Origin of the sequence: Gardnerella sp. DNF00476 (genome assembly GCF_049262735.1) — a bacterium.
GTDB classification, from domain to species: Bacteria; Actinomycetota; Actinomycetes; order Actinomycetales; family Bifidobacteriaceae; genus Bifidobacterium; species Bifidobacterium vaginale.
Genome location: NZ_CP058401.1, coordinates 1700721 through 1715796, shown reverse-complemented (window position 1 = coordinate 1715796; position 15076 = coordinate 1700721). Strand labels below are relative to the sequence as shown.

Genomic DNA, 15076 nt, shown 5'->3' with positions numbered 1-15076 from the left:
TAAAAATCATTCTTCAACATAATTATTTGGATTTATTTCGTCGAAGTTTACGCCTTCGCTTTGAGCAAGAGATTTAAGCCTTGAGAATATCTCCTCGTAGGCTGGAATTATATCTCCTAAATCTCGTCTGAATAAATCTTTATCTAAGTGGCTTACTTCAGAATTATTTGTATTGCGCTTATCCCAAAGTCTGCAAGTATCTGGCGTTATTTCGTCAGCAAGCAGAATGTTTCCCTTAGAGTCAACGCCTTCTTCAATCTTGAAGTCAACAAGCTGTACGTCAATCTTAGAGAAAACATCAAGCAATGCATTATTAACAGCATGAGCTTGGCGAGTAATTTCTGCCATCTCTTCATCGGTTGCTAATCCAAGAGCTACAACGCCTTCAGGATTAATAAATGGATCGCCAAGTTCGTCGGATTTAACGCAGAATTCCAATAATGGTTTCTTTAAAGGAGTGCCTTCTTTTACAGCATAACGTTTTGCAAAAGAACCAGCAGCAGTATTTCGCATTATTATTTCTAATGGGAACATTTTCATGCGTTTTACAAGTTGCTCAGTGCTAGAAATGCGCCCTAGGAAGTGGCTTTTCACGCCACGCGCCTCAAGAAGATGGAATAGTAAAGAAGTTATTTGATTGTTTAAGCTGCCTTTGCCAGCAATTTGAGCTTTTTTAAGACCGTTGCCAGCTGTTGCCTGATTCATGTATTCCACCCACAACACATTATTGTTATCAGTGGCATACAATTTCTTTGCTTTGCCCTCATACAACTTGTCAAGTTTTTCCATTGACGTGCCTCTCTTGTTGCATCTATGGCTGTAGGCGAAAACCAACATTGTTTGAAGGTTTATCCAACCTTGTCAGCACGTTCAGACTAACAATTGTTACCTACAATTTTTTTAGATTATTTTTTATTCTTTTAATGTCTTAAACCAGTAAAAACCTTGATTTTTCGATGTTTTAAGACGGTAGTTCTACAGTGTGTAATTCGCTAGCAATGCGTGTCGCGCAAGATTTTGCATCACGCACGCTGTTTGATACTGTCAAAATAACACCTAAGCGTCTTGAGCCGTGAACTTCTGGCTTTCCAAAGATGCGTATATCACATCTTGCGCAATCTTCAGTGTTTAATGATTTTGCTACATTCGCAAATCCAATTTTTCCATTACCTTCTACAACAAGTGCATGGCTTAAAGCGACTTCATTATTTTTTAAACAAAGAGCAGTGTGCTTTTGAGTAATAGGAACACCCAAAATCGCTAAAACATGCAGAGCAAACTCGCTGTAATACTGTGAAATCATTGTAACCATACCAGTATCGTGCGGACGAGGGGATAGTTCGTTGAAAAGTAAATCACCGTTTTTAAGAACAAAGAGTTCAACTCCATAAACGCCCCAACCAGTTTCTCCGTTTTCTCTTGCTATTTGAGATAGACCTTCAACGGCTCGTTTAGCAATATTTTGAGCGTTGATTCGAACGTTTTCTGGTATATTTGCTGGTTGCCATGATTGCCTGTAATCGCCATTTTTTTGAAATTGTGCAATGGGTTCGCATGTTGTTATTCCAGCGCTAGAGCTTACAGTTAGTACTGTTAGCTCGTAGTCTAATGGTGCTAAAGCTTCAACAATTACGCGAGATATATCAGCGTTTTGTGTGTTCTGACTCTTATGCTTAGATCTTCTTCCATTTTGTGCTTCTACCCAAGCATTTTGTAGATTTTCAAGATTTTTTACTATTGATTGACCGTGACCAGATGAGCTCATAATTGGTTTTACGACGCATGGATATCCTACGATTTTTGCTCCTTTTTCTAATTCTTCATAGTTAGAAGCAAATCGATATGGTGTTGTTGGCAATCCTAGTTTTTCGTGTGAAATTTTTCGCAAAGCTTCGCGGTCCATAGCAATTGCAGTAATATCAGAGCTTGGAACAACTTGAATTTTCTTACTCTTTACAACATTTTTTAGTATTTGAGTTGATATTGCTTCAATTTCAGGAATTATTATGTCTGGGTTTATATCGTTTATTAAGTCTTGCAACTCTTGAGAGTCGCTCATATCTATAACGCGATTTTCTTGAGCTACTTGCATTGCTGGAGCGTCCGCATAGCTATCTGCCGCGCATACTCTTATGCCAAGCCTGATAAGTTCTATAGCAATCTCTTTGCCAAGTTCTCCAGAGCCAAGAAGAAGAACTTTTGTTGTATGTAACTTTGAATCAAAAATACCAAAAATTCGCTCGTTTGTAACGCTTTCATTTAATTCATTATTTGAATCTGATTTTTGCGAAAAACTCATAACTATATTCTTACATTACGCAATGTCGAATTGTCGTGCGACGCGCCGAATGAAGATTGACTAGCATAAATTTAAAAAATCGTGTATAGTATTCCTCTGTTGTGCGATTCCCGAAGGGTTTCGCGCCATAATGGTGGCTATAGCTCAGTTGGTAGAGCATCTGATTGTGGTTCAGAAGGTCGCGCGTTCAAGCCGCGTTAGCCACCCCATTTTTTCGGCTGGTTTCAGCCGAATTTTTTTTTATGCTAGATTATTTTTTTTTACTTTGAGTATCATTCTTTTTGCAATTAGATTTTTTAATTTATCAGTACACGTTTATGCCCGTATATTAGTACACGTTGGGGTAGAATAATGTGGATTGCATAATTTGTTATGTTTCATAAATTTATGTTTAAGGAGCTTATATATGGCAGGTAGGGGCGGTAAGTCATCAAAGTCGTCATCAAATGTATCTTATGATGAACCTTTTTGGGAATCCGCGCTGCTTTTTGTTCCGCGACTTGTTGGTAAAGTAGTACGTTCGCTTTTTGGTGTGGGAGAATACGACGAAGCATACCGCAGAGATGGATTGTGCTTTGTAATGATTATTATTGCTATTCTTTTCTGCGCATCGGAATGGTTTAGAGTTAGTGGTTTTATAGGCGTTGCTTTTCACTTCGCAGCATCTGCAGTTTTTGGAGTTATGAGCATTGTTTTACCAGTTTGGTTATTTGCTGTAGCAATTAGACTAATGAGAAATAGTGGATCAAAATCAGGTAACCCACGTGTTATAGGTGGTTTTGTTCTTATTTTGTGGTCTATATGTTCTATTTTAGATATTTTATTTGCTAGTAAAAATCAACATTTTCACATAGAAGATTTGCAAAAATCTGGTGGATTATTAGGTTTTTCTCTTGGTTCTCCTTTAGCTTGGGGATTATCTAGGACTTTTGCTCTAGTGATTTTTGTTATTATCGCAATTTTTTCGTTTTTGATGATTTTAAAATTGCATGTTACAGACATAACGCAGTTTATATTTTCTGCTTTTTCTAAAGATAGTAAAGATAGTAAAGACGATAATTCTGAGGAAGATTCATACGATAATGATTCTAAGGATGATGATAAAACACTTGAATTTGCTGATGGAGTGCCAACTCATGATGATTCTGACAAATCTGAAAAGTCTCGCAGATCTTTGCATAATTCGTTAATTTCTAAATTATGGAATTCACTATTTGGAACTAAGAAAAAAGATAGTAATAATGAGCTTTTAGATGAGTATGCTGGAGATGATGCTTTTCTCTGTGCATCTTCAAAAGATGGCGGTAGTAATTTCGAATCAAATAATGCTGATCGCACGAATATTCATGATGGTGATCTTAATAATCAATCGCAAGGTTATGAGAATACGGTTGATAAATCACATAATCGTGAGTCTCCTAGGTCTGTATCTTCAAGTGGTTCTTCTGCGAATTCTAATTCTTGGAAAACATCTCCAGAATTATATATTGATGAATTCCCTAAGGCTCCTATAAGCACCAGCGAGCAATATTCTTCTGATCCTTGGGGAAATATGCCTGCTCAGCAATTAGATAAATATAGGTCATCGCAAGAAAATAATAGTGATAGCGCTGCTGGTAAAGATATATACGATTCAAATCATAGTGATTCTAATGTTTATGAAGATGAACCTTATATTCTACCAGATTTGAACATACTTGTTCATGGAAAGCCTCATGCAACAAGAACACCAGCGAATGATCGTGTGATTCGAGCTTTAACTTCTACCTTTGAACAATTTGAGGTAGATGCGAAGGTTATTGGCTTCTTAAGAGGTCCTTCTGTAACTCAATATGAAGTTGAGTTAGGATCTGGAGTAAAAGTAGAGAAGGTAACGAATCTTCAAAAGAATATTGCGTATGCTGTAGCAAGTACTGATGTGCGTATTCTCTCTCCAATTCCGGGCAAGTCTGCAATTGGTATTGAGATCCCGAATGTAGATAGAGAGATTGTAAATCTGGGAGATGTTCTTAGGTCTGATAAAGCGCGCCAAGATCCAAACCCTATGCTTACAGGTGTTGGTAAGGATGTTGAGGGTCATTTCGTAACGGCAGCTCTCGATAAAATGCCGCATTTGCTTGTTGCAGGTGCTACAGGATCTGGTAAGTCGAGTTTTATTAACTCGATGCTCACTTCTATTATCATGCGAGCAACACCTGAACAGGTTCGTATGATTTTGGTAGATCCTAAGAGAGTAGAGCTTTCTGCATACGCTGGCATTCCGCATTTGCTCACACCGATTATTACGGATCCTAAGAAGGCTGCGCAGGCTCTCGAGTGGGTTGTTAAAGAGATGGATGCGCGCTACGACGACTTGCAATTCTTCGGCTTCCGCCATGTTAAAGATTTCAACAAGGCTGTGCGTGAAGGAAAAGTTCATGCTCCGGCTGGTTCTAATCGAAAAGTTGCTCCATACCCGTATTTGCTTGTGGTTGTAGACGAGATGGCTGATTTGATGATGGTTGCTAAGAACGATGTGGAAAGTTCTATTCAGCGTATTACTCAGCTTGCTCGAGCTGCAGGAGTGCATTTGGTTCTTGCTACTCAGCGCCCATCTGTTGACGTTGTAACAGGCTTGATTAAAGCAAATATTCCTTCTCGATTGGCTTTTGCTACTTCATCTGCAACTGATTCCAGGGTTATTCTCGATACAGTTGGTGCAGAAACTTTGATTGGTCAAGGTGACGCTTTGTTCCTTCCAATGGGTGCTGCTAAGCCTCAGCGTGTGCAGGGCTCGTGGGTGAGTGAATCTGAAATCCGCAGGGCTGTGGAGTATGTTCGCACTCAGCGCAAGCCAAAGTATCGTGAAGATATTGAACAAATGGCTCAAAAAGCGGATGCTCAAGCTCAAAGCAAGCTTAAAACTAGCGATATTGGCGACGATATGGATGAGCTGCTTCAGGCTGCAGAGCTTGTAGTAGGCGCTCAGTTTGGATCCACTTCGATGCTTCAAAGAAAATTGCGTGTTGGCTTTTCTAAAGCTGGTAGGCTAATGGATTTGCTTGAGTCGCGTGGCGTTGTTGGTCCATCCGAAGGATCTAAGGCACGTGAGGTTCTTGTGCAACCTCAAGATTTGCCTAAAGTTTTAGCATTTATTCGCGGTGAAAGTGATTCTTTGTAAAAGTTGAATTAAGTTTTGCGTTTGCTATACCATATTTGTGTAGCTTTATGGAGGTATTTATAGATGTTGAAAAACAGTAAGTCTAAATTACTTGAAGGTTGGGATTATGCTCCTAATGTAGTGACATACATAAGGATTATTCTTTCCATTCTATTTATAATCTTATATTTGGTTGCAGGTCCTTGGGGTTATACTTCTACTGCGATACGTTGGTCAGTGTTTGTTTTGTTTGTAATTGCAGCTTCTACAGATAAATTAGATGGTTGGATGGCTAGAAAATACAATCAGGTAACTGAGCTTGGTAAATTACTAGATCCTATAGCAGATAAGCTTCTTATGCTTTCCGCGCTTATTATTGCGTCAGCTTTTGGAGAACTATATTGGTGGATTACTGCTTTGTTTGTTATTCGTGAAATTGGCATAACTATTTTACGATTCTATGTTATAAATAAGGGCGGTAAAGTGATTGCAGCATCTTCTGCTGGAAAGTTTAAGACACTTTCTCAGTCAATTGGTATTGCAATGCTTCTCGTTCCTATTGTTCCTATTTTCTGCGCAAATGATATTCCACTTTGGGTGATTTGCTATTACTCCATTGCTTACGGTTTGATTGGAATTGCAATAGGTTTTGCTACTTACTCTGGTATTCTTTATGTGAACGACGCTTTGAAGCATTGATATAGATATGTGTAGTGACTCTGTTAGTGTTTTAGCTAGTGAGATTCTTGATTTTTGCGATGCACATTCTTTGCATATCGCATGTGCTGAGTCTCTGACTGGGGGTCTTCTTTCAGATTCGTTTGTAAAGATTCCTGGCGCTTCTAGAGTTTTTCTTGGATCTGCTGTTACTTACGATATTCGTGAAAAATCTAAGATACTTGGTGTGGATTGCGATTTATTAAAATCGTGTGGTGCTGTAGATGCGCGAGTAGCAAAGCAAATGGCGTTTGGTGCAGCAAGATTATACAGTGGATCTGGTTGGTGTTATAAGCGTTTTGAGCAACAAAAAGATGTTGACAATCCTGATTTTCCTATTATTGGATTGTCAACTACTGGTGTTGCTGGACCTGGCTCTGATGCTGGTAAGCCAGCTGGGTTGGCGTATATTGGTGTTTTTGTTCCAACTGTTACAGATAAATCTTGCTATTCGCTTGACTCTGATGCGATTTTTTGCAAGTTTAATAGAATAAAAAATTGCGTTTTTGATTGTAAGTGTGGGAAAATTAGTAATTTCTCCTTGGAGAAATGTGATTTTTATTCTTGTGATTTTGGATTGTTGATTTCTGTTCAATTAGATATTTCTGGTAATCGTGAAGAAGTTCGAAACGGTGTCGTTTATGCGTTAATAAAAATTCTGCATTCCATAATTTTTGAAGATTGGATTTTTGATGCGCGAGCGTGAATTCTGGGAGCTTCTTGAAGAGGTATTTGGCAGGGAGTTTGGCAGGAGTATCGCAAAAGATCAGGAGCTGCAAAAACTTAATGGTATGAGTGCTCGTGAGGCGATTGATGCTGGAGTAGAGCCAAGAATTGTCTGGAATGTTTTATGTGATCACATGAATATTCCTGATAGTAAGAGGTGGGGTAAAGATCATAATGCTCCACCAATGCCTGCAAAATAGATATTTTCGTTGGAATTTCAAGTCAACACACTTGTCGAACAAATGTTCGTTTATGGTGTATAATGTCAATTGTTGGGCTTCTTGCAGCGTGATAAGTGCCTATTGTGTTATTGAGTAAAACCTTTAACCACATTGCTCTAAAACGCTTGCATAGTCATTATGTATTGCATTAACGTCAATCAATACATCGGCATGCGAAAGGAGTAGCAGATATGGCACAACAAGCAAAAAAAGGTGCAGTGGATCGTCTTATTGATGCCGACAAGGCAGATCCTCGTAGAAAAGCAGCGTTGGAAACAGCTCTTGCCAATGTTGAAAAACAATATGGTAAAGGTTCCGCAATGCGATTGGGTGATAAGCCACTACAAGACGTGGAGGTTATCCCTACTGGCTCAATAGCTCTAGATATGGCTCTAGGGATTGGTGGCGTTCCTCGTGGGCGTATTGTGGAAGTTTATGGTCCTGAATCTTCTGGTAAAACAACATTAGCTTTGCATATTGTTGCTAATGCTCAAAAGAATGGTGGTATTGCTGCATTTATTGATGCTGAGCATGCTTTAGATCCAGTTTATGCGCGTAAATTGGGTGTTGACACAGATTCTCTTATTGTTTCTCAGCCAGATAATGGTGAACAAGCATTAGAGATTGCCGACATGCTAATTCGTTCTGGTGCTTTAGATGTTATAGTAGTTGATTCTGTAGCAGCTCTTGTTCCAAAAGCGGAAATTGATGGAGACATGGGAGATAGCCATGTTGGTTTACAAGCGCGCTTAATGAGCCAAGCTTTAAGAAAAATGACTGGTGCATTGTCTCAAGCTGGAACGACAGCAATATTTATTAATCAGCTTCGTGAAAAAATTGGTGTATTCTTCGGTAATCCAGAAACAACTACTGGTGGTAAAGCTCTTAAATTCTATTCATCTGTTCGAATGGATATTAGACGAGTTTCTACTATCAAAAATGGTGAAGAGGCTGTTGGAAATCGTACTAAGGTAAAGATTGTAAAGAATAAAATGGCTCCGCCTTTTAAAACAGCAGAGTTTGATGTTCTTTACGGAGAAGGAATATCAACTGAAGGTTCTGTAATCGATATGGCTGTACAGTGCGATGTTATTAAAAAATCTGGTTCTTGGTTCACTTATGAAGGTGAACAACTTGGGCAAGGTAGGGAGAACGTTCGCCAATTCCTTAAAGATAATCCTGCTATTACAGAAGAGATTAGCGATAAAGTAAAAGTAGCGTTTGGGCTAATGAAGCCAGAAGATCAATTCGTTGAGGTAGAAGATGAAGATGACAATTCTCAGTCAGTATCATCTTCAAGTGCTGATAGTAAAACAAACACTTCAAAAGGCAGTGATGTCAAATAAAACTATATTAAATAAAATTATTAAAACAAAGTTGAGTTTAGCTGATTCACATCATATTGGCTGAGATTCAGTGAAAAGAATAGAAGATGATTAGTGTAGAGAGTTTTCTTCGCAATCATAAACCTGTTGATTCTTATTATTCTGCAGAAAATGAGTGTGAAAAAGCAGAAGAATCTGAAGTTAATGGTTGTGATTTAACAACAGTTGGCGTTAGTGATGCTTATGATAAGTCATTTGATAGCTTAGATAATAATCATGAAGATTATTGTGAAGAAAACTCTTCTTACGCTTTTAAGAAGTATAATTCATTTAATAGTAGAAAAGCTGCTAAAAAAGTAGATGCCAAAAAAGCCTCTGATTTCGACGATTGTAGAGAATCTGCTTTACGAATGCTAGATTATTCAGCTAGATCTTCCGATGATTTAAAGAATAGGCTCATAAATAAGGGTTACAAAGAGAATATTGTTGAATCCGTAATAATTCGTTTGGAAGAATTACATTTGGTTGACGATGAACAATATGCTAGATCCGTTATACGCTCATGTGTATCTAGATTGTTGGGAGAACGTGCGACTCGCATTGAGCTACAAAAAAAGGGCGTTTCTTCCACTGTGGCCTGTTCAACATTGCAAGAAGCTAGAGAAGACGGTGTTTTTGAAGAAGCTGCATGGGAATTAGGCAGAAAGTTATCGTTAAAACTTAAAAGCCTAGACGATAATGTAAAAAGACGTAGATTCTTTTCTGCAGGAGCTAGAAAAGGTCATGATTTAAACACACTAAACGAAGTATATTATGCTTTGTTTAAGTCTTAAACCAAAATCTTTAGCAAATTTCGTTAGCGCACTTAAGAACATAATCTGGCATATCTTCGATGTTAATAACATCGTTGAATCTAGCTGTTTTATTTTTAAGTTCGCTAAGCATTTTAGGAGCGTTTGTAGAAGTTTTGCTTTCTAACAAATCCATGCAAGCAAAATCATCTAATCCTTCAATATTTAGGCCTAAAGATTCGCAAACAACCCTAGGGAATTTATACGGGCTTGCTGTGCTCAAAAGAACACGCGGAACATTAGAATCATGAGGAATATGATTCATAACAAAGTATCCGCAAGCAGTATGTGGATCAATAACATAATTATGCTTATTCCAGCATTCTTGTATGGAATCGCGAATTTGATCCTCGTTTGCCCAGCCGCAACCAAAAAGTTTCCTAATTTTAGAAAGAACATTATCTGGTATTTCAAAGGCGCCCCATTGTTGTAAATCATTCATGAGCATTTGCAACAGTCGTGTATCTTTATCGCACATGTAGTAAAGCATGCGTTCTAAATTAGAAGAAACAAGAATATCCATAGACGGTGCAATTGTTTGGTTAAATGGTCGAATCTTGTTATATGTTCCACTGACCAAAAAGTCAAACAAAACATTGTTGCTGTTGCTCGCTACGATTAAGTGTTTTACAGGAAGACCAAGAATTTTCGCGTAATATCCAGCAAGAATATTTCCAAAATTGCCAGTAGGGACACAAAATTCCACTTCATTACCAAGTTCAATAACGCCTTGTTCAACAAGCTTAGAATAAGCGTAGAAGTAGTAAACAACTTGAGGAATAAGTCTTCCAATATTAATCGAATTAGCAGAAGAAAGCAGTGCGTGATTATTGTTTTCAACCGTTTCATTAATTGAATTGTTAGTAAATATTTGTTTAACGCCGCTTTGCGCATCGTCAAAATTTCCTCTAACAGCGCATACTTTTACGTTATTTCCACTTTGAGTTGTCATTTGCAATTCTTGAATTTTACTTACTTTACCTTCTGGGTAAAAAGTGACCATAGAAGTGCCTTCAATATCCGCAAACCCAGCTAGCGCAGCTTTTCCTGTATCTCCCGAAGTGGCGGTAAGAATCATAACATTTTTATTAGAATCAGATACATTTTTTGTGTGACTAATGAATTGCGGCAAAATCTGCAAAGCAACATCTTTAAAAGCACATGTAGGACCGTGGAAAAGCTCTAGAACAAAATCATTATTATTTCCAAGAGTCTTTAGAGGAGTAATTTCACTATCTTCCCACTGACTTCCATAAGCATTTTCAACGCACTCATCAAGCTCGCTAGACGTAAAATCTGGAAGGAGAATTTGAAGAACGTCTTTAGCAATCTGTTTATAAGTTTTCCCAGAAAGATTAGAAATATCATAACGAGTTTCACCAAGGCAATCCGTAACAAACAAGCCACCATCATCTGCTATTCCTCTACGAATAGCTTGCTTCGATGTATAGGTTTTAGAGTTTGACCTAGTGCTGTGAAACATAACTGTATTCGTAGTGTTTTCTGCCATGATTCCTCCATTCGTGCTAATTGGTATACATGTTACCTGAAGAGGTGGAGCCTAAGTACTGCTATTGCTAATATGTTCAATATGATTAATCTTGATACAAAGTTAGATGAAACGCATAGTAATGCACAAAACAATATGTCTAAAGATTATGGGGACTCTATAGATTCTATTGTTTTTTCTAGAGCGGATGCTTCGCGAATAGCACAGCGTGAATTTGCTAAAGCTAATACCAATTTTAAAAATAATCTTCTAAATGCTATTGCTGATTCTATTGAAAATAATGCAGAATTTATTGAAGAAGCAAATAAGCAAGACTTAGAAAAAGCTCAAAAAAATGGTATGGATGCTGGAAAACTAGACAGACTTAAATTTGATGAAGAAAGAATATTCCAATCTGCAAAAAGTATTAGAAAAATAGCGCAATTACAAGATCCTGTTGGAGAAGTTGTTCGTGGATACACGCTAGAAAATGGTCTTAGGCTTTCTCAAGTAAGAGTGCCAATAGGCGTAATGGGAATTATTTACGAAGCTAGACCAAATGTGACTGTTGACGTTGCATCTTTGTGCATAAAATCTTCAAATGCTGTAATTTTAAGAGGCGGTAGTGCAGCTGAGCGCACGAACTATGCGACAATTTCTGTAATCAAGCAAGTATTAAAAGATTTTGGTGTAAGTGGAAATCTTATAGAATCTGTTGATGATCTTGGAAGAAGTGGAGCAACGTCAATGATGCATGCTCATGGTCATATTGATGTTCTTGTTCCTAGAGGAAGTGCAAATCTAATCGCTGCAGTTGTTAAAGAGTCAACAGTTCCAGTTATAGAAACTGGAGCTGGAAATGTTCATATTTACGTGGATAAAACAGCAGATTTTGAAAAAGCGATACAAATTATTGTAAATGCAAAAACTCAAAGAGTTGGAGTTTGTAATGCTGCAGAAAAATTGCTTGTAAATCAAGATATTGCTAAAGATTTTCTGCCAAGAATTGCAGGCGAGTTAGCTAAACATAATGTTTTGATTCATGCTGATGAAAAATCCTACAATATTCTATTCGATTCAAATATCAATGGTTTGCAGTTAGAACATGCAAATGATGATGATTGGAATCGTGAATATTTGTCTTTGCAAATAGGAGTAAAGATTGTAAAAGATGTTGAGGATGCTGCGAATCATATTACAAAGTATTCAACGGGGCATACTGAGACGATTATTGCTGAAGATTATTTAACAATCAATAATTTTGTGTCATCTGTAGACTCAGCTGTTGTTATGGTAAATGCTTCAACAAGATTTACGGATGGCGGCGAATTTGGTTTTGGAGCTGAGCTTGGCATTTCCACTCAAAAATTACATGCCAGGGGTCCGATGGGTTTGAGAGAAATGACAACCACAAAGTGGATTGGTTATGGAGATGGTCAAATAAGAGCTTGATGTTATAAATTGTGACAGATAATAAGGTATTAAGAGTAAGGTTATGAGTATGCCAAATACACAGGAATCAACTAAATCAGATATTGTATACGCGAAAAGCGAATCATATGGTGTGTCTGATTTCAATGTTTTAGATGCTTTAGATATTTCCGCTGAGCGTTTATCCATAGTTCGCTATGTGTTTTTAGTGCAAATTGAAGATGGTATTGCGTCTGCATCTCAAAGATCTTCTCTTGAATATGCTGATGCAATATTAATGGGTTGGCCAGATAGGGATAATCGTACTGTTTTCAAGCCTCAGGATAATGCTGCTTTAGATGAGATTAATAAGAATTTGAGAAAAATGGAAGATAATATATCTCAATTCAGTAATCTTGAGCGTTGCGGTGAAGTAGATAATATGGCAGATATTCTTATTAAGATTACAGAATCTGTTGCAAAGATTAGAAGTATTTTCCAGCCTGATTTTCCTCTTCCAACATTTGAGGAGATTAAACGGGTTGTTCAAGATGAGTGGAATGAGGAAATGGGCAATATTAATCCTGATAAGGCGAACGTTGCCTCTAGCGTTATCGGTGAAGCTAAGGCAGATGATGCTGCTGATTTGCTTGATGGTGCAAAATAATCATGATGCTTGATTTTGTGTATTTTGAACAAAATGTGGAAATGAATTAATGCAAAATAATCTAAACAACTCTAAAGTTGATTCCCAAAATAGTATTAAGTCAGAAGTAAAAGATTTTTCTGAAGAGCGCAGAATGTCTGACTTGTTCCAAGGGTCTTTTAATGGCACTGAGGCTGCGCCGCCTGTTGTGGCAGGTGTTGTTAAACACCGTCAATCTGCTAGAGGTAATGTTCATCAGCGCCAACGAATAGGGATCATGGGCGGCACTTTTGACCCTATTCACAACGGCCACTTGGTAGCAGCTTCTGAAGTTGCATGGGTTTATGATCTAGACGAAGTTATTTTTGTTCCTACAGGAAAGCCTGTTTTTAAACTTGATAAGAAGGTTACTAACGCAGAAGATCGATATTTGATGACTGTGATTGCAACTGCTTCTAATCCCAAGTTCACAGTTTCCAGAGTGGATATTGATAGACCAGGTGTTACTTATACAATTGATACGCTTCGCGATATTCGATCTCAGCATCCAGATGCTGAACTTTTCTTTATTACAGGCGCGGATGCTATTGCGGAGATTATGCAATGGAAAGATGCTAGAGAACTGTGGAATTTGGCTAGATTTGTGGCTGTTACTCGTCCTGGGTATTCTAGTCCAGAAAAGTTTACTCAAATTGAGGCTCATGTGTATTCAGCGGATTCTTGTGACGATATGATTAATTGTCACAGTCATCGTTTCCCAGTTGACATTTTGGAAATCCCAGCACTAGCAATTTCTTCTACTGATGTTCGTAAGCGAGCTGAGCACGGGGAGCCTGTATGGTATTTGGTTCCAGATGGAGTTGTTCAATACATTGTTAAGCATGGTTTATACAGACGCGATTTGTGATTATTTGGAATCTTTTGCAATGATTTGTTGTGTATGAAACGGCTTAATGATTATAGTCTGCGCAAATAGATAGTATTAATCACAGTCCGTTTTTTGTGGGCTGTTAGTGAACTAGCGTTTGGAGATATGGTGAGCATCGTCCTTGAAGGAAAGCCAGATAAAAACCTTGTTCTCGTAACTGGTCGCGCGCATCCGAAGCTTGCTCGAGATGTTGCAAATCAGCTTGGTATAGAAGTATTGGAAACAACAGCATATGATTTTGCCAATGGCGAGATGTATGTTCGTTACACTCAGTCTGTGCGAGGAACAGACGTGTTTGTGTTGCAAAGTCATAGTGACCCTGTTAACAAGTCCATTATGGAACAGTTAATTATGATCGACGCATTAAAGCGCGCGTCTGCTCGTTCTATTACCGCTGTGTGCCCGTTGCTTGGATATTCTAGACAAGATAAAAAGCATCGCGGTCGTGAGCCTATTTCTTGCCGCTTGATGTTTGATTTGCTTAAAACAGCAGGCGCAGATCGAATCATGAGCGTTGACTTGCATGCGGCACAATCGCAAGGATTCTTCGATGGTCCTGTAGACCATTTGATTGCTATGCCAGTGCTTGTTGATTACGTTCGAGATCGTTTCAGCGAAGATTTAGGAAACGTTACCGTTGTTTCGCCAGACGCAGGTCGAATCCGAGTTGCAGAACAGTGGGCGCAACGTTTAGGCGGAGGTCCATTGGCTTTTGTTCATAAGACTAGAGATATTACTCGTCCAAATCAGGCTGTAGCAAATCGTGTTGTTGGTGATGTTGCTGGGCGTGATTGTGTTATGGTTGATGATTTAATTGACACTGCTGGAACAATTGCAGGCGCTTGTAATGTTCTTAAGGACGCTGGTGCAAAGTCTGTTACGGTTGTTGCAACTCACGGAGTGCTTTCTGGTCCTGCAGTTGAACGTTTAAAGAATTGCGGAGCTAGGGAAGTGGTGTTAACGGATACTGTTCCAATTCCAGAAGAAAAGCGTTGGGATGGGTTAACTGTTCTTTCAATTGCCCCACTTTTGGCAAGTGCTATTAAAGCTGTGTTTGAAGATGGGTCTGTTGCAAAGCTGTTTGACACTTATCCAGAGCATCATGGCAAGGGGTTCTTGTTTGCATAAATCCTATTTCGCCACGCCAAACTTGACGATGTCAATTGTTATGGCATAATAGTGACTTGGCGGTTTTTTCCGCCGTTCCCTCATGGTGTAATGGCAGCACACGGGTCTTTGGAACCCTTTGTCTTGGTTCGAATCCAGGTGAGGGAGCTAGAAATTGCGCCGCTTAATTTTAAGCGGCGTTTTTTATTAACATAGTT

General features: G+C 38.5%; 13 protein-coding genes and 2 tRNA genes. 12 read left to right on the top strand and 3 right to left on the bottom strand.

The genetic code is table 11. The features are described from left to right. Positions 1–6 precede the first annotated feature (6 nt). Positions 7–789 carry a phosphoribosylaminoimidazolesuccinocarboxamide synthase gene (purC, locus tag HXT25_RS06930; protein WP_004113609.1) on the bottom strand — a complete coding sequence of 261 codons (783 nt, stop codon included), beginning with the start codon at positions 787–789 and terminating at the stop codon, positions 7–9. A 172-nt stretch (positions 790–961) separates the two neighbouring features. Next, positions 962–2299, bottom strand: coding sequence for a formate-dependent phosphoribosylglycinamide formyltransferase (purT, locus tag HXT25_RS06925; RefSeq protein ID WP_004138195.1), 1338 nt, complete (start codon positions 2297–2299; stop codon positions 962–964). Positions 2300–2432: 133 nt separating this feature from the next. On the opposite strand from purT, the gene HXT25_RS06920 reads away from it, so the two are divergent. From HXT25_RS06920 to HXT25_RS06890, 7 genes are all read left to right on the top strand, one after another. Next, positions 2433–2508 (top strand) — tRNA-His (locus HXT25_RS06920). Between the two features lie 197 nt (positions 2509–2705). Next, positions 2706–5459, top strand: coding sequence for a DNA translocase FtsK (locus HXT25_RS06915; protein ID WP_004115016.1), 2754 nt, complete (start codon positions 2706–2708; stop codon positions 5457–5459). A gap of 63 nt (positions 5460–5522) precedes the next feature. Continuing rightward, a complete protein-coding gene (gene pgsA / locus HXT25_RS06910) occupies positions 5523–6137 on the top strand; it encodes a CDP-diacylglycerol--glycerol-3-phosphate 3-phosphatidyltransferase (protein ID WP_004113615.1) in 615 nt (204 codons plus the stop codon). Positions 6138–6144: 7 nt separating this feature from the next. Further along, positions 6145–6861, top strand: a complete 717-nt coding sequence (locus tag HXT25_RS06905) for a CinA family protein (protein ID WP_422118827.1) — start codon at positions 6145–6147, stop codon at positions 6859–6861. Further along, positions 6848–7081 (top strand): DUF3046 domain-containing protein, encoded by a 234-nt coding sequence (locus tag HXT25_RS06900; RefSeq protein ID WP_004113620.1) that lies wholly within the window; start codon positions 6848–6850, stop codon positions 7079–7081. The genes HXT25_RS06905 and HXT25_RS06900 overlap by 14 nt, the downstream gene beginning before the upstream one ends. Positions 7082–7293: 212 nt before the next feature. Further along, a complete protein-coding gene (gene recA, locus HXT25_RS06895; protein WP_004113623.1) occupies positions 7294–8448 on the top strand; it encodes a recombinase RecA in 1155 nt (384 codons plus the stop codon). Between the two features lie 86 nt (positions 8449–8534). Beyond that, positions 8535–9260: a regulatory protein RecX gene (locus HXT25_RS06890; protein ID WP_014554562.1), complete on the top strand. Its 726-nt coding sequence runs from the start codon at positions 8535–8537 to the stop codon at positions 9258–9260. 10 nt (positions 9261–9270) lie between these two features. On the opposite strand, the gene thrC is transcribed toward HXT25_RS06890, so the two are convergent. Beyond that, positions 9271–10788: a threonine synthase gene (thrC, locus tag HXT25_RS06885; RefSeq protein ID WP_101886478.1), complete on the bottom strand. Its 1518-nt coding sequence runs from the start codon at positions 10786–10788 to the stop codon at positions 9271–9273. Positions 10789–10860: 72 nt separating this feature from the next. Between thrC and HXT25_RS06880 the strand changes: the two genes are divergently transcribed. The 5 genes from HXT25_RS06880 to HXT25_RS06860 all read left to right on the top strand — a co-directional run bounded on the left by HXT25_RS06880 (position 10861) and on the right by HXT25_RS06860 (position 15026). Next, positions 10861–12219 carry a glutamate-5-semialdehyde dehydrogenase gene (locus tag HXT25_RS06880; RefSeq protein WP_101886477.1) on the top strand — a complete coding sequence of 453 codons (1359 nt, stop codon included), beginning with the start codon at positions 10861–10863 and terminating at the stop codon, positions 12217–12219. 49 nt (positions 12220–12268) lie between these two features. Beyond that, positions 12269–12844 (top strand): hypothetical protein, encoded by a 576-nt coding sequence (locus tag HXT25_RS06875; protein ID WP_020760379.1) that lies wholly within the window; start codon positions 12269–12271, stop codon positions 12842–12844. Between the two features lie 49 nt (positions 12845–12893). Continuing rightward, complete coding sequence (gene nadD / locus HXT25_RS06870) at positions 12894–13730, top strand: nicotinate-nucleotide adenylyltransferase (protein ID WP_004113635.1); 837 nt, start codon at positions 12894–12896, stop codon at positions 13728–13730. 126 nt (positions 13731–13856) lie between these two features. Continuing rightward, complete coding sequence (locus HXT25_RS06865; protein WP_032836384.1) at positions 13857–14879, top strand: ribose-phosphate diphosphokinase; 1023 nt, start codon at positions 13857–13859, stop codon at positions 14877–14879. A 76-nt stretch (positions 14880–14955) separates the two neighbouring features. After that, positions 14956–15026 (top strand) — tRNA-Gln (locus HXT25_RS06860). The last annotated feature ends 50 nt before the right edge of the window (positions 15027–15076 follow it).